Here is a 25,727-nt window from a genome sequence, read left to right on the forward strand (position 1 = left end):
CCGGGGGCGCGGCAAGCGATCAATCCAGCCGCGTCACCCACTTGCCGGACGCGCTGCCGTCCTTGAGCTGGCGCAACGCCTGCGGCAGCGTTTCGAAGGTAAAGTCCCGGCGCTCCGGTGCCAGTAGCCGCCCCTCGGCGACCATTTGCAGCAAACGCTCCCCCGCGACCTTCAACGCCTGACGATCGAGCAACCGGCCATGGGCATGGATGCTGTTGAGGGCTACTTCATGCAGTGAGATTGCTGTGCTGAAGGCGGCCAGCGGCGCGGTTTCCTGGCGGTCCTGGATGCACACCAGGTGGCCGTTGTAACCCAACAGGTGGGCCAGGCTTGCGGCATGCACACCGCTGACGGTGTCGAACAGCGCGTGCAGCGGGCGCTCGCCGAGGGCGGCCTGCAAGCGTGCCTGCCAGTCGCCGGCGCGATAGTCGAATACCTCGATCACGCCAATTTGCTTGAGGCGGGCATGATGTTTTTCGCCTGCAGTGGCCCACACCCGCAGACCGCGCTGCGCGGCGAGCTGTGCGAGGTAGAAGCCCACTGCGCCGCCCGCACCGACCACCAGTACGTCGCCGGATGCACCGTTGGCGACCTTGGCCAGCGCTTGCCAGGCGGTAAGCGCGGGGCAAGGCACCGCGGCAGCGGCGCTGGCTTCGAGGTTGCCCGGGACCTGCATCACCAGATCGGCGTCGAGCAGGCAGTACTCGGCGAAGCTGCCATCGCGGGACAGCGACTGGTGATAGGCGATGCGTGTCCCCAGTGGCAGGTCGACGCCTTCACCGACCGCGGCGACGATGCCGACGCCATCCACGCCCGGTACGGTGCCCTGGCGCCAGTCGGCATGGCCCCATTCACAGATTTTCCAGTCCACTGGGTTGAGGGCGATGGCGCGGTTGGCCACCAGCACTTGGCCAGGGCCGGGTTGCGGCAGGGGCTTATCGATGAGCTGCAAACCGTCCAGGCCGGCGTCCGGGGTCCAGCCCCAGGCTCGATAGGTGTTGCGCATAAGGAATCCTCGTAAAAGTAGGAGGGCAGGGGTAGCCATCAATGACAAAGGGCCGCTGTGCGGCCCTTGTGTTCAAGCAAGCTGGCTTCAAATTGCGAGGCTGTCGACCACACCGCCGTCGACCCGCAGCGCGGCGCCGGTAGTGGCGGAGGAGTAGGGGGACGCAAGGTAGACCACCAGGTGGGCGACTTCGTCGACCTCGGCGGCGCGCTGGATGATCGAGCTCGGACGGGCGCTGCGCACGAAATGGTCAGCCTCTTCGCGGATGCTGCGGCCGGAGGCCTTGGCGGCGTCGGCCACCAGGTTGGCGACGCCGTCGGTCAGGGTCGGCCCGGGCAGTACTGCGTTGACGGTGACGCCGGTACCTGCCAGACGCTTGGCCAGGCCGTGAGAGACGGCAAGGTTCGCGGCCTTTGTCACGCCGTAATTGATCATGTCGGCCGGGATGGCAATGCCGGACTCGGACGAGATGAACAGGATCCGCCCCCAGCCTTTTTCGACCATGGCCGGTGCGTAGTGGCGAGCCAGGCGCACACCGGACAGCACGTTGGTATCGTAGAAGCGACTCCACTCGCTGTCGGCTACCTCGAAGAAGTCTACGTCATCGTAGATGCCCAGGTTGTTGACCAGAATGTCGGCACTGGGATGGGCGTCGAACAGGGTCTGGGCGCCTTCGGCGGTGCCCAGGTCAGCAACGACACCGTGGACCTGACCACGCCCGCCTTGGGCGCGCAGTTCGGTGAGAGCGGCCTCCACCGATTTCTGGCTACGGCCGGCGATGACGACGTCGGCATGGGCACGGGCCAGGCCGCGAGCGATGGCCAGGCCAATACCGCCGGTCGAGCCGCTGATGATGGCGGTGCGTCCGCCGAGGTCGATGTTCATGGAATGGCTCCTGTGGGTGAGTTGCATCGATGAGGCCATGCTAGTGAGGCGCTAAAAGACTGTAAAAGACATAATCCGACTGGGTTCAGACCTTTTGGGTCTGTTCGGCTAGTGCCAACACCTGCTCGCGGAAAACTCCCACGATCGGCCGCAGGTCCACCTGGTGCCAGGCCGCCCAAAGCCGCACGCAGGGCCTGAACCAGTCCAGCTGGCGCAACACCACGGTAGGGCCCGCGCTGGCCGCCAGGCTACTCTGCACCATGGCCAGGCCCAGCCCTGCAGACACCAATCCGAGCACACTCAGCGGGTCGGTAGCCTCCAGCGACAGGCGTGGGGTGAAGCCGGCGTCGGCGCAGCGGGCGATGAAGTCATCGCGCTTGTTGACCTGGTCGGGCTGGCCGCCCGTGATGATCCACTCTTGTTCATGCAGGTCGTCGGGGGTGAGTTCGGCCTGGGACGCCAGCGGGTGTTCGGCGGGAATCGCCAGCAGCATGGGGTCGTCCAGCACGGGCAGGGCAAGTAGATCGGGATCGTTGTCGGGCGCAGGCTCGCAGACCAGGGCGATGTCCAGGCTACGTTGACGCAGGCCTTCGAACTGCTCGCCCGGTGTCATGTTGTAGAGGGCAATGTGGATCCGCGGACGACTGCCACGAATGGCCCGCACAGCCCCGGGCAGCACGCCGGCATGGATGGCGTGGTTGACGTAGCCGATACACAGGCCGCCTTCCTCGCCACGGCCCAGGCGTTTACCCAGCGACTCCAGACGTTCTGCGTGCTTGAGCAGGCCACGGGCTTCGGCCAGGAAGGTGCGCCCGTCAGTGGTGAGGAACAGCCGTTGGTTGCGTCGCTCGAACAGGGCCAGGCCGAGGTGGTCTTCGAGCTGGGCGATCTGCCGGCTCAGCGGGGATTGGGAAATGTGTAGCTGCTCCGCCGCGCGGCCGACGTTTTCACATTCGGCGACAGCGACGAAGTAGCGCAACTGACGTAGATCTTGCATGGGACCTCCAGGGGACTGCTCCACGTTTTACGAGGGCGGTCCCGATTTGGCCAGCCTCAGTGCACGCCAGGTGATGTCAGGCAGCCTCGCCGATGGTGTTGGCAGTGGCCTTGCCGCGCCCGCCAAGCCACACCAGCATCAGCCCGCCCGCTGCCAGCAGGCCACCGGCTACCGGTATTGCAGCATAGCCAAGCTCCAGGCTGATGACGCCACCACCCAGCGCCGCGCCCACCGCGTTGCCGAGGTTGAACGCGCCGACGTTGATCGAAGAAGCAAGGCCCGGCGCCTCGGCAGCGGCGGTCATCACGCGCATCTGCAGTGGCGGCACCACGGCGAAGGTGAACACGCCCCATACCAGCAAGGCCAGGGCGGCGCCGAGGTGGCTGCCCAGTACCATCGGCATCAGCAGCATGATCAAGGCCAGAGTGCCGAGGAAGATCCGTGCCGAGCCGTCCAGCGACCAGTCGGCCAGGCGACCGCCAAGGCTGTTGCCGAGCGTGAAACCTATGCCGATCAGCACAAGGCCGAGCGTGATGAAGCTGTCCGAGGCGCCGGTCAGTTCGGCCAGCACGGGGGCTACGTAGGTGTAGAGGGTAAACATCGCACCGGCGCCGAGCACGGTGGTGGCCATTGCCAGCAGCACCTTTGGCCGGGCGATCACGGCGAGTTCGCGGCGCACATCGGGCACGCTGCCACGCTCGCCCCTGGGCAAGGCATACCACAAGGCGGCCATGGCGAGGATGCCGAGCAGCGCGGTGCCGGCGAAGGCCAGGCGCCAGCCGACCTGCTGGCCGATCCAGGTGGCGGCGGGCACGCCACCGATGTTGGCGATGGTCAGGCCCATGAACATGGTGGCGATGGCGCTGGCCTGTTTCTCACGTGGCACCACGCTGGCAGCCACCACCGCACCCAGGCCGAAAAAGGCACCGTGGTTGAGGCTGGTGATCAGGCGCGAGGCGAGCAGGGTGGCGTAGCCCGGCGCCAGGGCCGAGAGCAGGTTGCCGAGGGTGAAGATGGCCATCAGTGCGATCAGCGCACCGCGCTTGCCGAAGCGGCTGAACAGCAGGGTCATGATCGGGGCGCCCAGCATCACGCCAATGGCATAGGCCGTCACCAGCATGCCGGCGCTGGGGATGCTGACGTCCATGCCTTGGGCAATCACCGGCAGCAGGCCCATGGGGGTGAACTCGGTAGTGCCGATGCCGAAGGCGCCGATGGCCAGGGCGGTCAAGACGTGCCCGGGTTTCATTGCGCGGACTCCTGTGCGGCGAGCTCTGTCAGCGGGCCTTGCATGCGGTGGAAGGTGAGGTCGGTGGCAGTGAAGAAGGCTTGGGAATGGCCAGTGGCGAAGTCGTCGACATGCACCACGGTGGCGCCGTCGGCCTCTTGCCAGGAGATCACATAGACGCCTTCGGCAATCTGCCGCCATTGGCAGGCGGCCTCGCCACTGGCCCCGGCATAGGGGCCCGAGACGATGGCGTAGCGCACGCTACGGGCATCGGCGGAGTAAATGTTGTGGGCGCCAAGGCCTTCGTACTCCACGTGGAAGCTGCGTCCGGCGAAGGTAGGTAATGGGGTCTGATCTTGCAGGCTCATCGGATGGCCTCCGGCTAGCGGTTGGTGTTGTGAGCAATGCGGGAACGGATCGCTTGGTGGGCGCAGTATCTCCACCTTGCGCAGATGGATTAAGTCATGACTGCGCCAATCACTTTTGACTTGATGTCACGGATCAAGGGAGGCAAGCCCGCAGCGAGAGAGTCAGCAGCGGGCAGGGATCTTGGTGGTAGAGCGATCAGTGAATCGCAACCGGATTGATGTTGACTTGAGTGGAGCCAACATAAAGCGGTTGGCCGAGCACAAACAGGAACTCCCAAACCTTGTCGTGCACCAATGCACGGCTGTCGATCAGTTCCAGGTTGTAGATACCGCGCTTGGCGAGCATGTACTGGTTGACCGGGAACTCGTCCTTGCCATGCGGGTTCGGATAGACCTCTGAGGCCCAGGTGTCGCCGCCGAAAGCGACGATTCCCTGGTCTGCCAGCCACTGCGCCGCTTCCATGCCGATGCCGGGTTCCACTTCCAGGAACTGCTTGTTGTCCTTGCCGATCAGTTCCAGCCAACCGGTGTTGAACAGCACTACATCGCCCTTGCGCAGGGTCAGGCCTTGCTTCTTCAACACAGCCTGGATGTCGGCCACGCTGAACTCTGTGCCGCCGGGCACGATGGCCTTGTTGTAATAAGCGGCCATGTCCAGCACCACGCCACGGGTCACGATCGGCGGCACTTTCTCGACCCCTAGTTTGGTGACGCCATCGACAGTCACAAAGTCGGCCGCTTTGTTGCCGTTGTAGTACAGGTTGTCGATGCCGATGTGGCCGATCCCGTTGAGCTGGGTGCCAACGCCGGTCCAGGCGTTTACCAGTTCATCGTTGAAGGTGAACTTGTTCGGGCCCAGCGATTTGCCGGCTTGCTGCCCGACCTGCACGTTGTACAGACGGAAGCTACGATGGCGGAATGCAGGAAGGTTCTTGTCTACGGGTACGGCCAACGGATAGGTCTTGCCCGTCTTGACCAGACCGACCGCCTGCTTGACCACGTCTGGGGTCAACAAGTTGGCAGCGCCGATCTCATCGTTTGGGCCGTAGGCAGAAGGGTACCAATCGGCTGCGGAGGCGGCCTGCATGGCAAGTGGTAGCAAGGCCGCCAGGGCGAATTTTGAAAAGGTTTTCATCGTGGTTCTCCAGTTGACGAAGGCCGTCAATGCAAGTGCGAACAGTGCAAGGGGATAATGCGGTCCAGTGGACTAAGCAATGGTTCGCAGTTTGCGGCGTTTACATTTGCGAATTAAGCCCTGTAGAAGCCAAATTTATTTGCCTTGAAGTCAAGAATTCAGGCTGCGCTAGAGGAGATGCTCCAGACAGAAGTTATCAGCGGAGTATTATCCTGGGGAGAGGGTAGGAGAGGGGGGGGCAGATGTCTTCGGTCTGGACTTGTACAATTCTATATAGAGTAATCTCGAACACTGATTTCGCATCTTCGAGATTGTTCGCCGCCATCTTCTCACTGCAATAAACAATGAGAATCCAGGTCTGGTCGCTATCGAATATTGAGGGGCAAGGCAACGTTCTTGACAAGAAATATATATAACTCAACTAAATAAACATTTAGTTGAGCTATATTAAGGGGTGTTCGAAGCACCGGGGAAGGCGGCCTTCAAGTGGCTTTCCAGCCAGTTCATGAACCATTGCGCATCGGCCGATGGCGGCTGGCCAGGGGTCAGTAGCTGGTAGCTTTCAAGCGGTACTGCCTGCGGCACGCAGCGTACCAGGCTGCCATCCTGCAGCTCACGGCCGACCAGCACCTCGGTGGCCAGTGCGATGCCTTGGCCGCGCTGCGCCAGGTTGAGCACCACATCGTTGCTCACGTGCGAAGTGTCCGAGTGCACCCGCACACGCAGGCCGTTGGCAGCAAACCAGCTGTTCCACCAGGTACCGTCGTCGACATGGATCAACGGGCATGCGGGCAAGTTCGCGGCATCCAGGCCAGCTGGCAGGCGGGCCAGTAAACCCGGTGAGCAAACCGGAAAAACCTGGGGGCGAATCAGCACCTGGTGCACCCCGGACAACTCGCCAGGCAAGCCATAGGCAATTCCCAGGTCGGCCTGGCGAGCGTCCACCGAGGTGAAGCGGGCATTCGGCTCGATGGCGATTTTCACGCCTGGGCGCAAGCTGCGCAGCTCTTCGATACGGGGTGTGAGCCAGCGCGAGGCGAACGCCGGCACGCAAAGGATACGCAGCCAGCGCTCGTCGTCACGCCGGGCCAGGCGCGCACCGGCGTCGGCGAGTATCTGCAATGCTTCGGCTGCCGCCTGGTAGTAGTGCGCACCTTGCTGGGTAAGGCTCACGCCCCGTGGCGAACGCTCGAGCAAGCGCACGCCCAGCCAGCCCTCGAGGTTTTTCACGTGGCGGCCGATCGCTGGCTGGGTCACATGCAGTGCTTGCGAGGCAGCTACATAACTGCCCAGACGGGCCGCAGCCTCGAAGGCGCGAACGGCGTTGAGCGGGGGCAGGCGTTGCAGGGACATGGACACCTCGGGTGTTATTTTTTGTAATAGTGAAGGCAAATTTATTGTGCTTTTACCCCAGGCTCAAGTTGTAGACACTCAAAACCGCGTAATTCCGCGCTTTTGAAGGAGCCCCTGATGCGGCCAACAACAATAAAGAAGTCGTTCACCGGCCTGTCCGTACTGGCCCTGGCGTTGCTGGCAACTGCCGCGCAAGCAGCCGAAAGCAAGGGCCCATGTGGCGTGCAAGGCCTTGAGCGCTGCCCGCAGCCGTTCGACAAGGTGCTGCCTGCGCCCAAGGACATGCTGACCTGGGACCAGGCCACACGGGTGGTGGGCTTTCGCAATACCTACCGGCTGTACGCTGGCGATGTGTTCAGCAGCCATGGCGCCAAGCCATACCCGCTGGCCGAAGCCGAGCACAAACTGAGCGACATCCAGTACACACTCGAAGGCAAGCAGCACAACCTGGCCGATTACCTGGCCAACCAGAGCGTCACAGGTTTGTTGGTGCTCAAGGACGGTAAAGTCGCCTACGAGCATTACGCCCAGGGCAACACCGCGCAAACCTTGTGGACCTCGCGCTCGGTGGCCAAGTCGGTGGTTAGCGTGATGGTGGGCGTGGCGCTGAAAGAAGGCAAGATCAAGTCCCTGGACGACAAAGTCAGCGCCTATGTGCCGGAACTCAAGGGCTCCGAGTGGCAGGACGTGACCCTGCATCAACTCATGCAGCACACCTCGGGCGTGCAGTGGGATGAAAACTACGCCTCCAAAGACTCCGACTTCTCCCACATGACCCAGTGCGAAGCCAGGCCAGCCCCTTATGACTGCGTGCTGCAGCTGGTGCGTTCGGTCAAACGCAACCCGGGCGTCAAACCCGGTGAGGTATGGTCGTACAACACTGGCGGCGCCTGGCTGGTGGGCCGCGTGCTGGAAAACGCCACCGGCATGACCCTGGCCAAGTACCTGGAAAGCCGCATCTGGAGCCGTTACGCCATGCAGCAGGATGGCGTATGGCACGCACTGGTGCCCGGCAAGGTCGACATGGGCGGACATGGTTTCAACGCCACGCTGCGTGACTGGGGCCGCTTCGGCCAGTTCGTGCTGAGCGGCGGCCAGTTGCCCGACGGTGAGAAACTGCTCCCGGACGACTGGATTGCGCGCTCGACGCATTGGACCCAAGCCAAAGGCTCGGTAACCGCCGCAGCGCCCAACGGCCAGTACGGCTACCAATGGTGGTACAACGCGCCGGCAGCGAATGCCAACAGCGCACCGAAGCGCACGGCAACCAGCGACAAGACGTTCTGGGCACTGGGAATCTTCGGGCAGACGATTGCGATCAATCCGGCCGAGAATCTGGTGGTGGTGCAATGGTCGACGTGGAAGAACGCAGAGACACCGAGTTCTCTGTATGACGAACAGGCGGTGTTCGTAAATGCGGTGAGCGAGGCGCTGGATCGGTAAAAAGCCTTGGGCGTGGTTTCGATTCTGGTGGGAACCGGGGCCACGCTGCAATGCCAAAATTCGCATAATGTATATTATGTTAAATTGTGTATTTGTAATGCTGCTGGCCAACGGTTAACCGCTCTCTGCTCCATGATTTCCATGCAACCCGATGTCAGGTTTCACAACGTGAACTGCGCAACCACTTCATCCGACGACATGACATCGGCATATTCCCCTCCGAGTATCGCCAAGGTCAGCTCATGAACGGTTATAGCGTCCCAGCGCTTTCCATTCGGCCCGACAACGGGCACGGCTGTCGTGGCGTCTGACGGAAGAATAATGCTGTACCCCAGTGCTTTTCCCGCACGGACGGTGGCGTCCATGCTGTTATGAATGACAACCCCCGTCAGCACCAAACGCTTTACCCGCATCTCGCCAAGCGTGACGTCGAGCTCGGTACCGATGAATGCGCAGTTTTCCTGTTTGATAATGACCGCTTCACCCTCGATCGGAGCAACCTCTTGCTTGATGCCATTCCACGGGCCATTTACGTAATAGCTGGATGTTGGCGTCCGCTCATCGTGCTTGACGTGCACAACAGGCCAGCCTTTTGATCGCCAGAGCGCGAGCAGTCGTTGGATCACTGCCAGATACCCAGGATTGCTTTTGCCATCCCAGTTCGGGCGATCAATGGCATCTTGTACGTCAAGGATCACAAGGGGCACAGCGCTGGATTGGTCCTTCATCCGATTTCAGTTCCTTTGGCTGACGATCAGGCCGAGTGTGCTGCAACAAGGTTCCGCCAGCAATGCCCAGCACCCACGGCTCATGCTCACATCAGGCAATAAAACTCACTGACCTCTGCAACGACTTTCCCTGCGCCGTCATACAACCGTGCCTCCGGGTTCAAGGCAATCGAACGAGCCTCGAGCACATAGCGTTGTCCCGCTGTGAAATGGCCGTAATTGACGGTCAGGTAGCATTCGCGTACCGAAGGCCCGCCCATCATGCTCATACCGCCACCGCCGCTGGTTTCATAGTCGAACTTCACCATCAATTCGTGGCTGCCGGGCGTAACCTGGAAAAAACGTCCGTCTTCAAGGCGTTGCTTGTCCAGGCGCTCGGCCAGTAACACTCTGTCGTTAGGAAACGGTATAGACAAGTCGACCCAGGCCATCTCTGGGTTGGCGGTCGGCATCGGCGTCTGGCAGCCCGCAATAACACTGGCTGCGACGAGCAAGATCATCCTGCGCATGATCAGCACCTCAAGGGGCCATATGATCAGCATAGCGTCCTACAGCCATTTCTATCCCGCGCTCATTCCACCTCAGGGCTCAAAGTGCCCAGCCATGCAACCAGGGCAATAATGAAGATGGCCATTGAAAGCTCGAATGCCAGGCTTCGACGCAAGGCACTCACCGCAACCGAATACTCGCCATTTCGAACCGAACGCTCCAGCAGCGGGCTCAAATGAAAACGATTGAGTGCAGCCAGCGCGTTCATTGCGCCAAACAACAGGACCTTCAAAAACAGCAAAGCACCATAGGTACTGAGCATGACGCCATCGATACGTGGGCCAACAATAAAGAGGTAATTGATTGCTCCAGTGAGCCCGATGACAACCACGATCACGGCGCCGACCGATTCAAAGCCAGTCAATACCCGGGCAAGAAGCCGCGCCTCATGTTCGCCTTTCAGTGATTTGCAGCGAAGCAACAAAGCGAACGCCGCCAACGCCCCTAGCCAGGCGCCCGCAGCCAGCAGATGGAGAACATCGCCGATGAGCTGCCAATAGCCACGACTCCCCTCGCCCATCGCCCCATGGCCGGTCCACGCCAGGCTGGCCAGTGCAACGGCTCCGGACGCAGTGACGACCCACAAGCTGGCGGTCGCAAAGCGCTTGTATTGCGAGATGCCGACAATAGCGACAAGCAGTGCGGCAATGCGGACCTGCCAGCTCAGGCCTACATCGGTGCCCATGAGAATCATCTGGAAAAAATGGTGATGCAGCTCCATGAAGCCCGACACACCGCTCATGGATTTCGCCAGAACACCCAGCGCGACCAGGGATAGCGCTATACCCAAGAGCGACGTGCAATACAGCAGCGACTCAAAGCGCAAGACCGTGTCCGACGCCCTCTCCTTCCCCTTCAGGCCATACAAGCCAAAAAGCGCCAAGCCAAATAGCATCATCAAGTCGAGATAAAGCGCGAAACGAATCGCGACAGTCAGCGAGTCGCCCATGGATCATTTCACTTTGAAGGAAAAACTGCCGGTAATCGGGTGAGTGTCCGAAGAAACAGCGCGCCATTCGACCTTGTAAGTGCCCGTGGTCAAGGGCGCTGCAGGCGTGATGATCATGGTCTTCGGATCACTGCCCCCGGCGACGGCTGCCTGTACTCCCATGGGCGAATCTGGCATTCCTGGCATGTCGGTCATGATCAGTTTTGCTCCCGAGAACTGGGTCGTAAGTTGCTCGGAAAAATGCAGCGCGATGGACGAAGGCGCCACGCCATCCGCACCTTCCGCCGGGGTCGATGAAAGGAGCCTGGGGTGCGCCTGGGCAACGGCGCTCAGAAACATCCCGGCGGTTAGCGCAAGTGTTGCAGCGGTGGCTTTATGGAAAGGCATGCAAGGCTCCTCACAGCAAGCGCTGTCAGTTCGAGTTTTTTAGGGAGTGGATATGGTGTCCGTGAAAGCGCTGAATCAGCGTCACAGTGCAGGTGCACGATGTCACAGGCGCAAGAATCGTGCGATTACATTTCAGTCAGCTTGAAAGGGGTCTGGCGCCGCTGGTTACGGGTATGAGCGCTTCGGGCAGATTGCCTGCCGTCATTCATATCAATTACGTAATAAATTGATAACAATCATCAGAAACCACCGCGAAGTGCTGTGGTGGTTTGGCTGATTATTCAAATTGGGTAATGGCCACCAGGAGCATGCCGATGGTTTTGCAGCGCTCTCAAGATCGAGCGCCGCCCGCGCGGCGCATCGCTGGCAAGCCAGCTCCCACATCTGTTTCGGGCCAGTCTCTCCTGTGCCATTACCTGGTCTGCCTTGTTGGTACGACGCGGTATTAAGGTGGGCACTACTGGCGCCTCGCCTGACTTGAGGCATGCACCAAGGCGGGCAGCGGTACTTTCACAGACATAATTGGCCCGAAACAGATGTGGGAGCTGGCTTGCCAGCGATGCGCCGCGCGGGCGGCGCTCGATCTCATAGGCGCTGCACATCTAACGCCGGGCATCTGGTCGCCCACATGCGATACCAAGACAGGCGCCTGGCCGCCATGGCGCATCGCGCGCACTATGCACCTCAGCACCAAAAGATACGTAATAAATTAGCGTACTAGTACACTACAAATCTCGGAAACCACCTGCCTCGTCGCCGCTTCAATCGTGCCTTCGTTACGACACAACACCCAGCCGTTTTCCTCGACCGCCCGCTCGAACGCCTGGGTACAGGCAACTTGCTCTTGCAGTTTATGAATCACCGTACTGCCCAGCCCACGTGTGCGTGCCGCCGCCCTCGCCCATGAAACTTCGGGGTCGGTGACAACCCCGACATGCAGGTCCGGCACGCGCACGTCGCGCTCCATGTTCAACCGCAGAATCTCGGCAAACGGGACTGTCCGGCGAAACGCGGCATCGGAGGGATACCAGCGGTCGATCAGGATGATGCTGCCCGACGGCTGCTTGGGCAGCACGTGCTGCGAAATCCACGCCCGGCTATCCGCCAGGCGCGCGCAAACCTGCAACTCCAGCTCCTGGCTGGGATGCCTGACGAGCCTGTTGACCAGGGCCATCGTTTCCCCTCTGAAGGGATCGCTTTTCTTCTCGCAAAGGCGGATCACCTTGTAGCCGTCGACCCTGAGCGCTTGTGTAATGGCCTCCAGCAGTGTGGTTTTGCCGGTTCCCTTGGGCCCATCCAGAGAAACAAATAGCGAACGATTCATACTTCACATGACGAATGATTGGAGGGGTTGGCGCAGCTGCGCCGATACTAAAGCCAATCGCCAGTGGCGGCTAAACAATCTAGGCATCAGTGCCATACCCGCGATGAGTGCCATTTTGCAGACGTTGTTTGCAGATATGCCCGCTGCATCAAAGCGTCTTGCGCGCTATGTTGGTGGCCTTATTCGAACCCAACCGCCATGGAGGGCTGTCATGGTGATGTTCTGCCGCCTCAGTTTGCTGATCCTGGTCGCCGGCACGCTGCTGGGCGATATCGTGATCGCCAGCGTCGGGCTACTGGCCCTCTGCGCGGCTGCCGTCTACCACAACATCCAGCAGGACACCCCGCAAGAAGAGCCTCAGGAGCCCGGGTTCACGGCGTAACACCGCAACCGCCGAACACATTGCATCGGCGGATTGCACCAACGCCGTCTAGGCTGGATACGTCAGGGCGGGCGCAACCGCGTCAACCAGGTTGCTCAGGCAGTGCCCTCGACTCCGTCCCCAGCCCTGTCAGGACCACGACCATGAGACGACGTCGGTTACTGCCCCTGCTCACCCTGTGCTGCACCACCGCCACCACCGGCACTGCCCTGGCCGGTGGCATCCTCATCTACGAAACCGGCCAGGAAGGCAACGGCCTGGCCAACGCCGGTGCCGCCGCACTGGCCAGCGACCCCAGTGTGCTGATGAGCAACCCCGCCGCCCTCACCCAGCTCAAGGGCACCCAGGTCAGCGCCAATGCCCAGGTCATCCTCGGCAACATCCGTTTCTCTCGTGACAGCGCCAACCAGTTCGACGGCAACGAAGGCGGCAATGCGCTGCAGTACCTGCCCGGCGCCAGCCTGTTCATCAGCCACCAGCTCGACGAGCGCGCGACCCTTGGCTTCGGCATGTACGGCAACTTCGGCCTGGCGCTGGACTATGACGATGACTGGGCCGGCCGCTATTTCACCCAGGAAGCGGCGGTGATCGGGGTGTCGTTCCAGCCCACCCTCGCCTACAAGCTCACCGACGACCTGTCGCTGGGCATCGGCCCGCGCATCCTGTACGGCTACTATCGCACCGAGATGGCCATCAACAACAACCTGCTGGGCCTGGCCGAGCGGCCGGACGGCCAGCTGGAATACCAGGACACCGACGTCGGGGTGGGCGTGAATCTGGGCCTGCACTATCGGCTCTCCCCCGCTACCCAACTGGGCCTGGCCTACACCAGCAAGGTGAAGCTCGAATTCAAGGACAAGCCCCACGTGACCGACGTCAGCAACCCCTTGCTCAATATCGCCTTGCGTCGCCTCGACGTGAACGAACTGGAACTGGACATGAACGTGCCGCAGACCGTGCTGCTGAGCATCGCCCATGACCTGGACCCGCAGTGGAAGCTGTTGGCCAGCCTCGGCTGGCAGGACTGGAGCGAATTCGGCGATATCGGCGTCGAGGTGGACAGCGATGCCGCCGGCAATGTCAGCCGCAGCGTCGATCGCAAATACAAGGACACCTGGCACGCCTCTCTCGGCACCCAGTACCAGGCCACCCCGCGCCTGCGCTGGAGCGCCGGGGTCGGCTACGACAGCTCGGCGGTGGACGACAGCGACCGCACCGTCGACAACCCCATGGGCGCCACCTGGCGCCTGGCCACGGGCGTCAACTACCAGCTGCGCGACGGCCTGGACCTGCACCTGGCCTACACCCTGATCTGGATGGGCGACATGGACGTCGAGCAGACCAAGGCCCGCTCGGGCGACAGTCTCTCCGGCAGCTACCGCAACGCCGCCCTGCACATCGTCGGCGGTGGCGCCACCTGGCGCTTCTGATCAAGGCTGCGGGCTGCCGAGGAACCAACGGAAATAGGGGTTGGCGCCATCGCTGCGGACCAATGCCCCGGCCTCCCGCGCCCAGGCCTGGCGATTGCCGTTGTAGGCGTGCAGGCTCAGGCTGTAGAAGCGTTGCAAGGTCAGCCACTGATCGTTCACCGCCCCGGCAAAGCCGGGGGCGGCACCCTGCAACGGCGGTGCCTGGCGTAGCGCCAGCAAGGCCGGTAACACCCGGGTGATCTCCCGTGGCCTTACCCACGGCGCATATTCGATGCGCGGCTGATCGTCGGTCACCGCCGCTGCGTCGCCGGCGTAACGGGCCAGCCCTGCCCGGTCGGTGATCCAGGTGGCCAACAGCGCCTGGGGCGAATCGATGCCGACTTCGGCCAGTGTCGAGGCCACGGAAGGCAGGGAGAATCGCTGGATGATCCGTGGCACGTCCAGTTGCAGCGGCTGCAACGAGCCGATCAGCAACATTTCGTGGAATTCCGTGCTCCACAGCGAGGCGTGGGGGAACACCTCGATGAAGCTGCGCACCAGCGCGCGGGTGTCTTCATCGTTCTGGGTCGGCAGCGGCAGCCATTGCGCCAACAAGCCACCGGGTTGCAGGCGGCTGGCGGCCAACTGGTAGAAATCGCGCGAATAAAGGTTGACCACACCGGCCGCCGAAGGCGGTGGCGGCTCCAGGGTGACCAGGTCGTAGCGTTCATCGCTGCGCAGCAACTCGCGGCGGCCATCGCGCAGGCGGATGTCCAGGCGCGGGTCCTGCACGGCATCGTAGTTGCCCTTGAATAACGGGGCGGCGGCCAGTACTTCGGGCAACAGTTCGGCCACTACCGGGCGTTCCAGCCCCGGGTAACGCAGCATCGCGCCGGCGGTGATGCCGGTGCCGAAGCCGATCACCAGCGCCGAACGCGGCTCGCCAGCGTGAATCAGCAACGGCAACAGCGCATGCAGGCGCATGTAGCGCAGCGATGGCATGGCATCGCCGGTATTGGACACGCCCTGGATGTACAGCCGGCTGAAGCCCTGCCCCTGGCGGGCCTGCTTGACCACCGCGACAGTGACGCCCTTGCCTTCGCGGTAAAAAGCCAGCTGGCCGTTGCGTGCCCCAGGCAGCAGCTCGGCCAGGCGCTGCGCCGGTGTCAGCACGCCCACCGCCACGCAGGCAATGGCCACCATCAGCACCATGGCCTTGGCCGGCCGCCCCACGGCGTTGCCACGCCATGCCGCAATCAACCCTACCAGCGCCGCCAGGCCGGCCAGCAGGGCCAGGGTGCGCACCAGGCCCACAGCCGGTATCAGCACGAAGCCGGTCAAGCCCACGCCCAGGATGCCGCCCAGGGTATTGAGCGCCACCACCGTGCCGACATCCCGGCCAACCCGCCGGCCATCCACCGCCAGGCGCACCGCCAGCGGGAACGCCGCGCCCAGCAGCACGGTGGGCAGCAACACCATGCTCATGGCCGCCACCGCAAAGCGTGCGCACATGCCGGCCAGCTCGTTGCCGGTAGCCAGCAGCACCAGCAGCTCAGCCTGGGTCTGAGCCAGCACCAGCCAGCGCCCGAGCCCGGCCAGCTGCAGCAGCGCCAGCAGCCCGGCACTGGCGATCAGCACCGCGAACAGCCCCCAGGGGTCGCGCAAACGGTCGGCCCGCCTGGCATACAGCGCGCTGCCGGCCGCCAGGCCGCACAGGTAGGTGGCCAGCACCAGCGCAAAGGCATGGGCGCGGGTACTCATGAACTGCACGATCGACTGGCTCCACACCACCTCGTAACCCAACGCCACCCCGCCGGCGATGCAGTACAACGCAATCGCCAGGCGCGCCTGGGCGCTTCGCGGCGCCTGTTCGTTGGCCTGAGCGTTACGTGGCAGCTGGTCATTGCGCCGAAGGACCCAGGCGCCCAGCCCAGCCAGCAGGTTCATCGAAGCTGCGGCCAGGGCGCTGCCGGTCACCCCGAGGTGCGGTAGCAACACAAAAGCGCCAAGCAAGGTGCCGGCAATGGCCCCGGCAGTATTGGCGGCGTAGAGTCGCCCGCTGGCCTGGGCCTGTTGGCCGGGCGCGGGCGCCATGGCGCGCACCAGCACCGGCAGGGTGCCGCCCATCAACAGCGCGGGCCCCCCGACCAGGGCACACGGCAGCCACCAGGCCAGCCAGCCGACACTGGCCTCCATCCGCGCGAACCACCCGGCCGAAGCTCCAAGGGCCAGCGTGCTGGCCACCCCGAGCACCGCGACCGCCACCTCCAGCAGCGCATACAAGCGCACCGGCCGGGCCAACTGGTCGGCCCAGCGCCCGAACAACCAGCCGCCCAGGGCCAAGCCTGCGAAAAAGGCGCTGATACCGGTGGTCACGGCGTGCACCTCCACGCCGACCACCAGTGACAGCTGCTTGATCCACAGCACCTGGTAAACCAGCGCCGCGCCGCCAGACAGCAGCAACAAGGCCGCAGGCAAGCGCAGGGCCAAACCCACCGCTGCCACACGATCGCAGCCAGCCGTGGGCAGGCTTGGCCTTGCGGGTGAAACCATCATCGCTGCCTTAGCGAGGTCGCGCCTCGCGGTTCACAGGGTCATTTGCCTTTCATCTTCTCTTCGATCTTCTTGTTCACATCGTCCTGGATCTGGTCGATGCTGAAGCTCGCCGGGCGCTGGCTGGGCGGGTAGTCGACGAAGGTCTGCAGGAACCGCGCGGCTTTCTGCGTGCCCTGGAAGAACAGGTAGTCGTTCTTCGTCAGCCAGTCGTAATACTGGTCAGACACGATATCGGCCCGCTCGTAGGGGTCCATCCGCAGGTTGAACAGCTTGGGCGCCCGCAAACAGGTGAACGGCTCGCTCCACACCGGGAAACCACCCGGCGCGCGCTGCTCGCAGTAGACAACCTTCCAGTCGTTGAAGCGCATGGCCACCAGTTGCGCGTCGTCGTTGAAATAGTAGAACTCGGTGCGCGCGCTCTTGTCGGTCTTGCCAGTCAGGTAATCGAGCTGGTTGTAACCGTCCAGGTGCACCTTGAAGTTCTTGCCGCCCACGTCGGCGCCCTTGAGCAGGCGGTCCTTGATATCGACGTCACCGGCAACCGCCAGCAAGGTCGGGAACCAGTCGAGCCCGGAGAACATCTGGGTGCTCACCGAGTCGGCCTTGATCTTGCCAGGCCAGCGCACCATGGCCGGCACACGGTAGGCGCCCTCCCAGTTGGAGTTCTTCTCGTTACGGAACGGCGTGGTCGCCGCATCCGGCCACGACCACTGGTTCGGGCCGTTGTCGGTGGTGTAGACGACAATGGTGTTGTCGGCGATCTTCAGGTCGTCCAGGGCCTTGAGCAGCTTGCCGACGTCGCCGTCGTGCTCAAGCATGCCGTCGGCGTATTCGTTGCCGATCATGCCACTCTGGTTGCGCATGGATTCGCGGACATGGGTAAAGGCATGCATGCGCGTGGTGTTCATCCACACGAAGAACGGCTTGTCGGCCTTGGCTTGCTTCTCGATGAAATTGATCGCGGCCTGGGTGGTCTCGTCGTCAATGGTCTCCATGCGTTTGCGGGTCAGCGCGCCGGTATCCTCGATCTTGCCGTCGGCACTGGACTTGATCACCCCGCGCGGGGTGGTGGCCTTGAGGAACTCCGGGTCGTCCTTGGGCCAGTAGGGCCGTTCCGGTTCCTCTTCGGCGTTGAGGTGGTACAGGTTGCCGAAGAACTCGTCGAAACCATGGTTGGTGGGCAGGTACTCGTCGCGGTCGCCCAGGTGGTTCTTGCCGAACTGGCCGGTGGCGTAGCCTTGTGCCTTGAGCGCCTGGGCGATGGTCACATCGCGCGCCTGCAGGCCCACCGGCACCCCCGGCATGCCCACCTTGGACAGGCCGGTGCGCTTGGCCACCTGCCCGGTGATGAAGGTCGAGCGCCCGGCGGTGCAACTGTTCTCGGCGTAGTAGTCGGTGAACAGCATGCCCTCCTTGGCGATGCGGTCGATGTTGGGCGTCTGGTAGCCGACCACGCCCTTGGAATAGGCACTGATGTTGGTCTGGCCGATGTCATCGCCGAAGATCACCAGGATGTTCGGCTTTTGGGCCGCCCCGGCCAAGGTGGCCGTGGTCGCCAGGGCGACGGCGGACCACCAGGTTGTACTGGACTTCATGACGTTGTTCTCCGTTCACGTTGCTGTCGCAAGTCCGCGACTGCGTGCACGAAGGATTCCGACTGCTGGCTGGGACCCAGTGCCCTGCGGTTCCGGTGTGGCATTCACTCCTTGTCGAAGGGATAGACACGGCGCCAGTCGCGGGCCATGTCCACCACGGTCCAACCCTGTCGGTTGGCGATATCCAGCGCCTTGTCCAGGCGCCCTACACTGCTTTGCCGGTCATACGCCCATTCGCGATTGGCGTCGGTATGGTGCACCAGCCCGGCAAAACGCCGGCCCGGCCCGGCCAGGGTCCATTGCAGCATCTGCAGGTCGCCGTCAGAGTTGCCGAAGGCCAGTACCGGCCGCCGGCCGATCACCGCCTCGATGCTCACCGGCTTGCCCGGGCCATCGTCGTTATGCAGCAACTTGGGCAGGCGCTGGATACTGAGCTGGCCGTCCTTGTCCTGGTACTCGGCGGCCAGGGTGGTGCCTATCACCTGTTCGAGGGGAATGCCGTAGACCTCTTCTGCGAAGGCGCGCATAAACGCCACCTCGCCGCCCGAGACGATGTAGGTGCGAAAACCCTTGTCACGCAGGTAACCGAGCAGTTCCAGCATCGGCTGGAACACCATCTCGGTATAAGGCCTGCCGGTCTTGGGGTGTCTGGCACTGGCCAGCCAGCTGCGGCTACGGGCCAGGAACTGCTCGGTGCTGATGCCTGAGTGGGTGGCTGCGACGATCTTCAGCAACCCGTCCATGCCCTGCTCCGCCAGCGCCTTGTGGTCGTTGTCCAGCACCGCCTTGAACGGCTGCTGGGTTTTCCATTGCGGATGCTCGGGTGCCAGGCGCCGTACTTCGTCCATGGAAAACAGCACTTCGAAGTACAGCGGTTGCTCGCTCCAAAGGGTGCCGTCGTTGTCGAACACGGCAATCCGCTCGGCGGGCGCCACATAATCCTTGCTGCCTTGATCGGTGACGGCCTCGACGAACGCCACGATGGCCTGGCGTGAGGGGCCGTCGCGCCAGGACGGCAAAGGCTCTGCCGCCAGCACCAGGCATGGCAGCAACAGCAACAGGCAAAGCACGCTGCGCAGGGCATGGGCGGCTGGGCGCGGCTGCATGTGGGGCTCCTTGCCATGGGCGGATGACGCGGTGAGTCCGGTTCAGCGGTTCAGAGGCTTCAGACCGCTGCGCTGTGGTTCGCTCGGATGCTGCGCAGGTGGTGTGCGCGGCAAGGCAATCGGCGCTTGTTCAGGCGCCGCCGACACCCCGAAACGGGACCTGAAAGAGGCTAGCAAACGATTCTTTATCGCGTCGGGAATTTGCGCCCGACCACACAGCAATCCGGGCTGGCCACTGCTGCGGCGCACCCACAGGTACAGCGCATCCAGCTTCGGCGGCTGCGCCGCGCATTGTGCACGGGCCTGGCGCCAGGCATAGCCCGGTGAGTCGAGCCAGGCCTGCTGGCGTCGGGCTTGCCAACGCCGCAAGCGCTGCCACAGCGCCTGCCAGCGGGCGCGCAGGCCCCAGCCCAGAGCGCCTGCGCCAAGCACCACGGCCACCACCAGCAGCCAGTGCCCGCCGAGCCGAAGCCGGGCCTGATGCCCCATGGCCCGCAGGTCGTCGTTGATGGAGAACGGCGCCTGATACGCACCTGCGCTAGCCTCCAACTCTACAGCCGGCACCTTCGTCTGGTGTACCTCGCCGCTCGTCGCATCGCGCCACTGATAGGTGATCTCGGGCAATTGGTAGCGCCCGGCGGTACCGATCACATAGGTCACCGTATCCTCGCGCTCGCCACCCAAGGTCCCGCCGCGGCCATCGCTCAACGGTCTGACCCCGGGCGTCTGCACGTAGCGCTTGAGCCCGGCGACCTCGGCCAGCACGGGGGCGTGCAACAGCATTGCCTGTGCCCCTGGGGCAACGATACGCAAGCGCCGGGTCACACTGTCACCCGCCCGCAGTGGCGTATGCGAGCGCTCCACCTGCTGGGTGAAGGTCAATTGCGCCGCCACCGGCTGCGCGCTGTCGGGGTTGCCACTGCCGCCCTTGGCCTCGAACGCCAGTGGCTGGCTGCTGACCGTGACCGGCCCGCTGGCTGGCCCGGGCTGCACCTGGAACGCCAGGGCCGGAATGTCGAAGTGCCGGGCCGCCTGTGGGGTGATGCGATAGCTGTAGCGCAGGCCGAAGAAGCGCTTGCCGTCGATGTCCTGGTTCAGGTGCTGGGCCTCGCCAGTGGGCGGGCTGACCACGGCGCCAGGCAGGTCGAGCGACGGCAGTACCGGTGCATCGGTGAACCAGGTATCGACCAGCAGGTCGATCTCCAGGCTGACCGTGCCGCCGACCATGATCGCGCCCTCCGGCACCAGGCGCTGCGCCACGCGCACCTCGGGGTCGGCCGCCAGCGCTGGCAGACACAGTAGCCACAGGGTCAGCAGGAGCTTCATGGCGTGCCCTCCTCGCCCGGCCGGCGCGCGGCCTGCTGGATCTGGAACTTGCGCTTGAGGAACTGCCCCGGCGAGGTGGCCAGGTTGTCCAGCCACAGCTGGTCGGAGGTGGCCTTGGCGGTGTGCTGTTGTTGCGCCTTGCCGCCCTGGAGCGGAGTCTGGTCTTCGATCACCTTGTCGGGCTTTGCGCCGGTGCTCTTCTGTTGTTGGTCCTGGTAGTCCTTGAGCAGGGCCTGGGCCAGCGCCAGGTTGGCGGCCGCTTCGGGGAATGCCGGTTGCAAGCGCAGCGCCTGCTGGTAGGCGGCAACTGCCTGGGCAAACTGGAACAGCCGCACATGGCTGTTGCCCTGGTAGAAATACGCCGGCGCGCTGTCCAGCGGCGCCAGGCTGGCCAACGCAGCCTTGTAGTCCGACGCTTCATAGGCCGCCACACCTTTCCAGTAAGGGTCATGGAAATGCTCGGCGGCTTGGGCATAGTGCCCCTGTTCATAGGCCCAGCGGCCCTGCTGGTCGGCGCTGAAAAAGGCGTCGGCCAGTTCGCCCGCCCACACCTGCCCGGGTGCGGCGCCCAACACACACAGCACGGCAAGGCCGGCCAGCCAGTTCACCCGCCAGCCTTTGCGCAGGCCGCCCAGGGCCAGCAACAGCAACGGCCAGCACAGCCAGTAGCCGGCATCCTTCCAGTGCAGCGTGGCACTGTCGCCCGTCGCGGCCTGGTAATGCTGGCGGGCGTGTAGTTCGATCCAGTCCAGGTCGTCGTCGTTCAAAGTCAGGCTGCCCAGCGGCGCATCGGCGGCCTTGGCCAGGCCTTGCAGGCCCTGCTTGTCGAAACGACCCTGCACGGCATTGCCCCCGGCATCGAGGCGCGGCAGGCCATTGGCATCGTGCAGCACCCCGCTGTCCTGGCTGCCCACTGCCAGCACCAGCACCTGCAGGTCGCTGTCGCTCAGGCGCTGGCCGAGTGCCTCGTACTGTGCGGGGTCGGCGCCATCGGTCAGCAGCACCAGGGTGCCGGGGCTATGTTCGGCGTCGAGCAGCCTTAGGGCGATGTTCACCACACCCAGCACGTCCTTGCCGGGCTTAGCGATCAGGTCGCTGGCCAGGGCCTGGATGAAGCTGTCGAGCAAGGCCGGGTCGTCGGTGGCCGGCAGTACCAGGTGGGCGCTGCCGGCATAGGCGATCAGCGCGGTCCGGGCCCCGGCCCGGCGTTGCACCAGATCATGCAAGGTGTGGCGCGCGGCGCCCAGGCGGCTGGGGGGCACATCGTCGGCGTCCATCGAGGTCGACAGGTCCACGGCCAGGATCAGCGGCGCGCGATTGTCGAGAAACGCCGGGATGTCCTGCTGCCAGGTGGGCCCGGCCGCCGCCAGCGCGCCGACTACCAGCAACGCCGCCAGCAGGTGCACCGGACGCAGGCGCCGGTCGTCGCGCGGGCGGATCAGCAAGTGCTCGACCAGGTGCGGGGCGATGATGCCGCGCAGTTGCCGCTTGAGGTCGCGCCGGCGCCGCCACAGCAGCGGCAGGCCGAGGCCTGGCAGCACCAGCAACAGCCACCAGGGGCGCAAGAAGTGCAAGGCGCCGAGGTCGATGTCCATGCTCAGGGCTCCTTGGCCGCAGCGGCTCGGGCGCCCAGTAGCGCCAGGCCCTGGCCGAGCAGCAGCACGGCCAGGGCTGTGCCCAGGGGCCAGACGAACAGGTCGCGCCGAGGTTGGTGGCTAAGGGTGGTGACGTCATGCGGGGTGATCTGGTCGAGCGTGGCATACACCTGCTGCAGCGCCGCGCGGTCATCGGCGCGGAAGAACCGCCCGCCGGTGGTCTGTGCGATCACCTGCAAGGTGTGCAGGTCGACCTTGTCCTCGCCGGTGGCAGCCGGGTCGCCGATACCGATCGCGTGCACCACGATGCCGTGCTCGCGGGCCAGCCGCGCGGCATGCTCGGGGGTGATGGCGCTGCCGGTGTCGTTGCCGTCGGTAAGCAGGATCAGCACCTTTTCCTGCTCCTTGGCAGGAGCCAACAACTTGATGGTCAGGCCGATGGCGTCGCCCAGGGCGGTGTTGGGCCCGGCCATGCCGACCCCGGCCTCGTCCAGCAACAACTGCAGGCTGCCATGGTCAAGGGTCAGCGGCGCCTGGGGGTAGGCGCCGCTGCCGAACAGGATCAGGCCGATGCGGTCGCCCTCGCGCTGGGCGATGAAGTCGCGGACCACGGCCTTCACAGCGGTCAAACGGTCACTGCGCTGGCCGTCGGCGCTGCTGTAGTCCTTGGCCTGCATGGATTGGGAGATATCGATGGCCAGCATCAGGTCGCGGCTGGGTTGCACATGGCGGATCGGCTGCTCGACCAGCACCGGGCGCGCACAGGCGACCAGCAGCAACACCCAGGCCAGCCCATTGAGCAGCAGTTGCCAGCCACCGGCGTTGACGGTGCTGCTGCCGGGGCCTTGGCCGAGGGCCTGGCGCAGGGCGCTGAAGAACGGCACGCGCAGCGCGCTGCGGGCTTCGTGGTAGGGCCTGAGCCAGCGGTAGGCCAGCCATGCCAGCGGCAACAGCAGGAATACCCAGGGGTAGTCAAAGCGCCACATGGTGCGCCTCGATCCACTGCCGGGTGACATCAAACAGGCGTTGCACGCTGGCGTCGTCCAGCGCGGCAAGCTGTGCATCCGGGGCGTAGGCCAGCAGTTGCAGTTGCGCCGCGAAGGTCGCCGGCAGCGGTTGCCGGGCGTGAGTGGCCAAAAATTGCTGCCAGGCCTGGCCGCCGAGCGTGCCAACGGCAGGTGCCCCGGGCATCGACAGGGCCACCCGTTTGAGCAGCTCGGGCAGTTCGCGCAAGGCCATCAGTCGTTGCTCTGCCGCAGCCGCCGCCAACTGGTCCAGGCGCAGCAATGCCTCGCGCCGGTAGCGATCACGTCGCCAGCGCCAGCAGCGCAGCACCGCCCAGGTCAGCAGGCCGGCCAGCAGCAGCCCCAGCAACAGCCCCCAGCCCCAGGTCTGCGGTAGGTAGCTGAACGGCGGCGCGCCCGGCGCCAGCTCTTGTAGCTGGTCGACCGCAGGCCCGCTCATCGCGCCCGCTCCGCCAGCCGCCCGAGCTCCTTGCGCAGTTGCTCCAGGCTGTCATCGCCGGTGCTGATCATCAGCAACGGCACCTGGCTGCGGCGTAGCAGTTCCGCGACCTCGCGCAGGCGCCCGGCCAGGTAATCGCCCAGTGGCCGGCGAACCTGGTTGCGGCCTATGTCCATAGCCACCTGCATGGCGCCCTGGGTCACGGTGAGCCGGCCCTTGTCCGGCAGTTGCAGGGCGATGGGGTCATACACCTGCAGCGCGATCACATCGTTGTGCTGGCGTAACTGGCGCAGCAGCGCCAGGGTCTGTTCGCCGACCCCGGCAAAGTCGCTGATCACGCACACCAGATGATCGTGCCCGGCGGCGCCGATGCAAGTACGCAGCAACGCGTCCAGGCGCCCGTCATCCGCCAGCGCCTCGCCGTGCGCCGACAACCGGTGATTGGCCCGTACCACCGCCGCGCACAAGGCCTGCACCCGGGCGCGGCTGCGCAGCGGGCGCAGGTGTTCGACACCGGCCTCGCCCAGCACCATGGCACCTACGCGGTCGCCGGCCTGCAGCGCCATCCACGCACACACGGCCGCCAGCTGGGCGGCGGTCACCGACTTGAAGTAGCGCTGCGAGCCGAAGAACATGCTCATGCGCTGGTCCACCAGCAACAAGGTCGGCCGATCGCGCTCCTCGCTGAAGGTCCGCACGAAAGGTTTGCCGTAGCGCAGCGAGGCGCGCCAGTCGAGGTGGCGCAGGTCGTCGCCGGGCACGTAGTGGCGCAGCTCGTCGAAGCTCAACCCGCGCCCGCGCAGGCGTGAGGCGTGGTTGCCCGACAAGATGCTCGACAGCGGCTGCCGGGCCACGAAACTCAGGCCCCGGGCACGCGGCTCCAGGGCCATCAGCTCGGCCAGCGAGGCGTAAACGAAGCCATCAGGCGTGCGGCGGGCGGTGGGCATGGCGGCACCCTCAGGCCGGTATGGCGACCTTGTCCAACAGCCGGTCGAGCACCTGGTCGGCCCCTACCCCATCGGTGATGGCGTCATAGGACAGTTGCAGGCGATGGCGCAACACCGGGTGCACGGCGGCGCGCACATCGTCCGGCGAGACGAAGTCCTGCCCGTTGAGCCAGGCATGTGCCCGCGCCACCCGGTCCAGGCTGATGCCGCCACGGGGGCTGGCGCCGATGCTGATCCAGCGCCCCAGTTCGGCATCGTGTTCTGCCGGGTGGCGCGTGGCGTTGACCAGGGCGACCAGGTAGTTGTCGATCGCCGGTGCCACGTGCACCTTGGCCACTTCGCGGCGCGCCGCGAAAATCACCTCCTGGGCCAGGCGCAGCGGTTCGCCCAGATTGGCCTGGTCCTCGGCGCGCACCAGCCGCAACACCTGGGCCTCGTCGGCGGGCGCGGGGTAATCAAGTTGCAGCTTCATCAGGAAGCGGTCCATCTGCGCCTCGGGCAAGGGGTAAGTGCCCTCCTGCTCGATGGGATTCTGGGTCGCCAGCACCATGAACAGGCCGGGCATCGGGTAGCACTGGCCGGCCACGGTGATCTGCCGCTCTTCCATGGCTTCGAGCAACGCCGCCTGTACCTTGGCCGGCGCACGGTTGATCTCGTCGGCGAGGATCACGTTGCCGAACAGCGGCCCGGGCTGGAAGCTGATGCGGTTGCCCTCGGCGGTCTGCTGCAGGATCTCGCCGCCGGTGATGTCCGAGGGCAGCAGGTCGGGGGTGAACTGGATGCGCCGCATCTGCGCGTCCAGGTGGCTGGCCAGGGCCTTGACCGTGCGGGTCTTGGCCAACCCCGGCAGGCTTTCCAGCAGCACATGGCCGTTGGCGAGCAGCGCCAGGATCACCTGGTGAATGGTGTCGGCCTGGCCGAGTACCTGCTCGGCGACCGACGCTTGCAGTGCTTTGACCTGCTCATGAGTGTCCACCTGCCCGCTCCCTGTCCTC

General features: G+C 64.3%; 24 protein-coding genes. 3 read left to right on the forward strand and 21 right to left on the reverse strand.

The window, feature by feature from the left end; genetic code table 11:
• Positions 1-19 precede the first annotated feature (19 nt).
• From ABE459_RS11825 to ABE459_RS11855, 7 genes are all read right to left on the reverse strand, one after another.
• Positions 20-1,006 (reverse strand): zinc-binding dehydrogenase, encoded by a 987-nt coding sequence (locus ABE459_RS11825; RefSeq protein ID WP_323831083.1) that lies wholly within the window; start codon positions 1,004-1,006, stop codon positions 20-22.
• Between the two features lie 87 nt (positions 1,007-1,093).
• The gene (locus ABE459_RS11830) at positions 1,094-1,891 is read right to left on the reverse strand and encodes an SDR family oxidoreductase (RefSeq protein WP_258646516.1); all 798 of its coding nucleotides are present in this window, start codon (positions 1,889-1,891) and stop codon (positions 1,094-1,096) included.
• Between the two features lie 85 nt (positions 1,892-1,976).
• Complete coding sequence (locus ABE459_RS11835) at positions 1,977-2,888, reverse strand: LysR substrate-binding domain-containing protein (protein ID WP_323831084.1); 912 nt, start codon at positions 2,886-2,888, stop codon at positions 1,977-1,979.
• A gap of 76 nt (positions 2,889-2,964) precedes the next feature.
• A complete protein-coding gene (locus ABE459_RS11840) occupies positions 2,965-4,137 on the reverse strand; it encodes an MFS transporter (RefSeq protein WP_323831085.1) in 1,173 nt (390 codons plus the stop codon).
• Entirely contained in the window at positions 4,134-4,484 is a 351-nt protein-coding gene (locus ABE459_RS11845) for an adenylate cyclase (protein WP_323831086.1), read from the reverse strand. The genes ABE459_RS11840 and ABE459_RS11845 overlap by 4 nt, the downstream gene beginning before the upstream one ends.
• Before the next feature lie 196 nt (positions 4,485-4,680).
• Entirely contained in the window at positions 4,681-5,619 is a 939-nt protein-coding gene (locus ABE459_RS11850; RefSeq protein WP_323831087.1) for a cyclase family protein, read from the reverse strand.
• A gap of 447 nt (positions 5,620-6,066) precedes the next feature.
• A complete protein-coding gene (locus tag ABE459_RS11855) occupies positions 6,067-6,972 on the reverse strand; it encodes a LysR substrate-binding domain-containing protein (protein WP_323831088.1) in 906 nt (301 codons plus the stop codon).
• A 117-nt stretch (positions 6,973-7,089) separates the two neighbouring features.
• On the opposite strand from ABE459_RS11855, the gene ABE459_RS11860 reads away from it, so the two are divergent.
• The gene (locus ABE459_RS11860) at positions 7,090-8,415 is read left to right on the forward strand and encodes a serine hydrolase (RefSeq protein WP_323831089.1); all 1,326 of its coding nucleotides are present in this window, start codon (positions 7,090-7,092) and stop codon (positions 8,413-8,415) included.
• 161 nt (positions 8,416-8,576) lie between these two features.
• Here ABE459_RS11860 and ABE459_RS11865 read toward each other — a convergent pair whose 3' ends face one another.
• The 5 genes from ABE459_RS11865 to ABE459_RS11885 form a co-directional block, all read right to left on the reverse strand.
• A complete protein-coding gene (locus tag ABE459_RS11865; RefSeq protein ID WP_346648032.1) occupies positions 8,577-9,143 on the reverse strand; it encodes an isochorismatase family protein in 567 nt (188 codons plus the stop codon).
• 86 nt (positions 9,144-9,229) lie between these two features.
• The gene (locus ABE459_RS11870) at positions 9,230-9,652 is read right to left on the reverse strand and encodes a hypothetical protein (RefSeq protein ID WP_258706568.1); all 423 of its coding nucleotides are present in this window, start codon (positions 9,650-9,652) and stop codon (positions 9,230-9,232) included.
• A 62-nt stretch (positions 9,653-9,714) separates the two neighbouring features.
• A complete protein-coding gene (copD, locus tag ABE459_RS11875; protein WP_323831091.1) occupies positions 9,715-10,641 on the reverse strand; it encodes a copper homeostasis membrane protein CopD in 927 nt (308 codons plus the stop codon).
• 3 nt (positions 10,642-10,644) lie between these two features.
• Complete coding sequence (gene copC / locus ABE459_RS11880; protein ID WP_125858614.1) at positions 10,645-11,028, reverse strand: copper homeostasis periplasmic binding protein CopC; 384 nt, start codon at positions 11,026-11,028, stop codon at positions 10,645-10,647.
• Positions 11,029-11,737: 709 nt separating this feature from the next.
• A complete protein-coding gene (locus tag ABE459_RS11885) occupies positions 11,738-12,352 on the reverse strand; it encodes a dTMP kinase (protein WP_323831092.1) in 615 nt (204 codons plus the stop codon).
• Between the two features lie 211 nt (positions 12,353-12,563).
• Here ABE459_RS11885 and ABE459_RS11890 point away from each other — a divergent pair, with 211 nt between their 5' ends.
• Together ABE459_RS11890 and ABE459_RS11895 are read left to right on the forward strand one after the other, a co-directional pair.
• Positions 12,564-12,734: a hypothetical protein gene (locus ABE459_RS11890; protein ID WP_189654471.1), complete on the forward strand. Its 171-nt coding sequence runs from the start codon at positions 12,564-12,566 to the stop codon at positions 12,732-12,734.
• A gap of 143 nt (positions 12,735-12,877) precedes the next feature.
• A complete protein-coding gene (locus ABE459_RS11895; RefSeq protein ID WP_323831094.1) occupies positions 12,878-14,164 on the forward strand; it encodes an outer membrane protein transport protein in 1,287 nt (428 codons plus the stop codon).
• Here ABE459_RS11895 and ABE459_RS11900 read toward each other — a convergent pair whose 3' ends face one another.
• From ABE459_RS11900 to ABE459_RS11940, 9 genes are all read right to left on the reverse strand, one after another.
• Positions 14,165-16,696 carry a fused MFS/spermidine synthase gene (locus tag ABE459_RS11900; RefSeq protein WP_323831095.1) on the reverse strand — a complete coding sequence of 844 codons (2,532 nt, stop codon included), beginning with the start codon at positions 16,694-16,696 and terminating at the stop codon, positions 14,165-14,167.
• A gap of 41 nt (positions 16,697-16,737) precedes the next feature.
• Positions 16,738-18,294: an arylsulfatase gene (locus tag ABE459_RS11905; RefSeq protein ID WP_323831096.1), complete on the reverse strand. Its 1,557-nt coding sequence runs from the start codon at positions 18,292-18,294 to the stop codon at positions 16,738-16,740.
• Between the two features lie 104 nt (positions 18,295-18,398).
• Entirely contained in the window at positions 18,399-19,400 is a 1,002-nt protein-coding gene (locus ABE459_RS11910) for an HAD family hydrolase (RefSeq protein WP_323831097.1), read from the reverse strand.
• 42 nt (positions 19,401-19,442) lie between these two features.
• Positions 19,443-20,726: a hypothetical protein gene (locus tag ABE459_RS11915; RefSeq protein ID WP_346648033.1), complete on the reverse strand. Its 1,284-nt coding sequence runs from the start codon at positions 20,724-20,726 to the stop codon at positions 19,443-19,445.
• A complete protein-coding gene (locus tag ABE459_RS11920) occupies positions 20,723-22,321 on the reverse strand; it encodes a VWA domain-containing protein (RefSeq protein ID WP_323831099.1) in 1,599 nt (532 codons plus the stop codon). Before ABE459_RS11920 ends, ABE459_RS11915 begins: the two co-directional genes overlap by 4 nt.
• 2 nt (positions 22,322-22,323) lie before the next feature.
• Positions 22,324-23,307: a VWA domain-containing protein gene (locus ABE459_RS11925; RefSeq protein WP_323831100.1), complete on the reverse strand. Its 984-nt coding sequence runs from the start codon at positions 23,305-23,307 to the stop codon at positions 22,324-22,326.
• The gene (locus tag ABE459_RS11930; protein ID WP_322360391.1) at positions 23,294-23,785 is read right to left on the reverse strand and encodes a DUF4381 domain-containing protein; all 492 of its coding nucleotides are present in this window, start codon (positions 23,783-23,785) and stop codon (positions 23,294-23,296) included. Before ABE459_RS11930 ends, ABE459_RS11925 begins: the two co-directional genes overlap by 14 nt.
• On the reverse strand, positions 23,782-24,732 hold the full coding sequence (locus ABE459_RS11935; RefSeq protein WP_125858623.1) for a DUF58 domain-containing protein: 951 nt from the start codon (positions 24,730-24,732) through the stop codon (positions 23,782-23,784). The genes ABE459_RS11930 and ABE459_RS11935 overlap by 4 nt, the downstream gene beginning before the upstream one ends.
• 10 nt (positions 24,733-24,742) lie before the next feature.
• Positions 24,743-25,708 (reverse strand): MoxR family ATPase, encoded by a 966-nt coding sequence (locus tag ABE459_RS11940; protein ID WP_323831101.1) that lies wholly within the window; start codon positions 25,706-25,708, stop codon positions 24,743-24,745.
• Positions 25,709-25,727: the final 19 nt, after the last annotated feature.

This window comes from Pseudomonas sp. TWI923, from assembly GCF_039673365.1.
In the GTDB taxonomy this organism is placed as follows: domain Bacteria; phylum Pseudomonadota; class Gammaproteobacteria; order Pseudomonadales; family Pseudomonadaceae; genus Aquipseudomonas; species Aquipseudomonas sichuanensis.

What these genes read in the sequence shown, in the direction of transcription:
- ABE459_RS11825 (WP_323831083.1), bottom strand. Translation starts at nt 1,006, where the DNA reads ATGCGCAACACCTATCGAGCCTGGGGCTGGACCCCGGACGCCGGCCTG.
- ABE459_RS11830 (WP_258646516.1), bottom strand. Translation starts at nt 1,891, where the DNA reads ATGAACATCGACCTCGGCGGACGCACCGCCATCATCAGCGGCTCGACC.
- ABE459_RS11835 (WP_323831084.1), bottom strand. Translation starts at nt 2,888, where the DNA reads ATGCAAGATCTACGTCAGTTGCGCTACTTCGTCGCTGTCGCCGAATGT.
- ABE459_RS11840 (WP_323831085.1), bottom strand. Translation starts at nt 4,137, where the DNA reads ATGAAACCCGGGCACGTCTTGACCGCCCTGGCCATCGGCGCCTTCGGC.
- ABE459_RS11845 (WP_323831086.1), bottom strand. Translation starts at nt 4,484, where the DNA reads ATGAGCCTGCAAGATCAGACCCCATTACCTACCTTCGCCGGACGCAGC.
- ABE459_RS11850 (WP_323831087.1), bottom strand. Translation starts at nt 5,619, where the DNA reads ATGAAAACCTTTTCAAAATTCGCCCTGGCGGCCTTGCTACCACTTGCC.
- ABE459_RS11855 (WP_323831088.1), bottom strand. Translation starts at nt 6,972, where the DNA reads ATGTCCCTGCAACGCCTGCCCCCGCTCAACGCCGTTCGCGCCTTCGAG.
- ABE459_RS11860 (WP_323831089.1), top strand. Translation starts at nt 7,090, where the DNA reads ATGCGGCCAACAACAATAAAGAAGTCGTTCACCGGCCTGTCCGTACTG.
- ABE459_RS11865 (WP_346648032.1), bottom strand. Translation starts at nt 9,143, where the DNA reads ATGAAGGACCAATCCAGCGCTGTGCCCCTTGTGATCCTTGACGTACAA.
- ABE459_RS11870 (WP_258706568.1), bottom strand. Translation starts at nt 9,652, where the DNA reads ATGCGCAGGATGATCTTGCTCGTCGCAGCCAGTGTTATTGCGGGCTGC.
- copD (WP_323831091.1), bottom strand. Translation starts at nt 10,641, where the DNA reads ATGGGCGACTCGCTGACTGTCGCGATTCGTTTCGCGCTTTATCTCGAC.
- copC (WP_125858614.1), bottom strand. Translation starts at nt 11,028, where the DNA reads ATGCCTTTCCATAAAGCCACCGCTGCAACACTTGCGCTAACCGCCGGG.
- ABE459_RS11885 (WP_323831092.1), bottom strand. Translation starts at nt 12,352, where the DNA reads ATGAATCGTTCGCTATTTGTTTCTCTGGATGGGCCCAAGGGAACCGGC.
- ABE459_RS11890 (WP_189654471.1), top strand. Translation starts at nt 12,564, where the DNA reads ATGGTGATGTTCTGCCGCCTCAGTTTGCTGATCCTGGTCGCCGGCACG.
- ABE459_RS11895 (WP_323831094.1), top strand. Translation starts at nt 12,878, where the DNA reads ATGAGACGACGTCGGTTACTGCCCCTGCTCACCCTGTGCTGCACCACC.
- ABE459_RS11900 (WP_323831095.1), bottom strand. Translation starts at nt 16,696, where the DNA reads ATGGTTTCACCCGCAAGGCCAAGCCTGCCCACGGCTGGCTGCGATCGT.
- ABE459_RS11905 (WP_323831096.1), bottom strand. Translation starts at nt 18,294, where the DNA reads ATGAAGTCCAGTACAACCTGGTGGTCCGCCGTCGCCCTGGCGACCACG.
- ABE459_RS11910 (WP_323831097.1), bottom strand. Translation starts at nt 19,400, where the DNA reads ATGCAGCCGCGCCCAGCCGCCCATGCCCTGCGCAGCGTGCTTTGCCTG.
- ABE459_RS11915 (WP_346648033.1), bottom strand. Translation starts at nt 20,726, where the DNA reads ATGAAGCTCCTGCTGACCCTGTGGCTACTGTGTCTGCCAGCGCTGGCG.
- ABE459_RS11920 (WP_323831099.1), bottom strand. Translation starts at nt 22,321, where the DNA reads ATGGACATCGACCTCGGCGCCTTGCACTTCTTGCGCCCCTGGTGGCTG.
- ABE459_RS11925 (WP_323831100.1), bottom strand. Translation starts at nt 23,307, where the DNA reads ATGTGGCGCTTTGACTACCCCTGGGTATTCCTGCTGTTGCCGCTGGCA.
- ABE459_RS11930 (WP_322360391.1), bottom strand. Translation starts at nt 23,785, where the DNA reads ATGAGCGGGCCTGCGGTCGACCAGCTACAAGAGCTGGCGCCGGGCGCG.
- ABE459_RS11935 (WP_125858623.1), bottom strand. Translation starts at nt 24,732, where the DNA reads ATGCCCACCGCCCGCCGCACGCCTGATGGCTTCGTTTACGCCTCGCTG.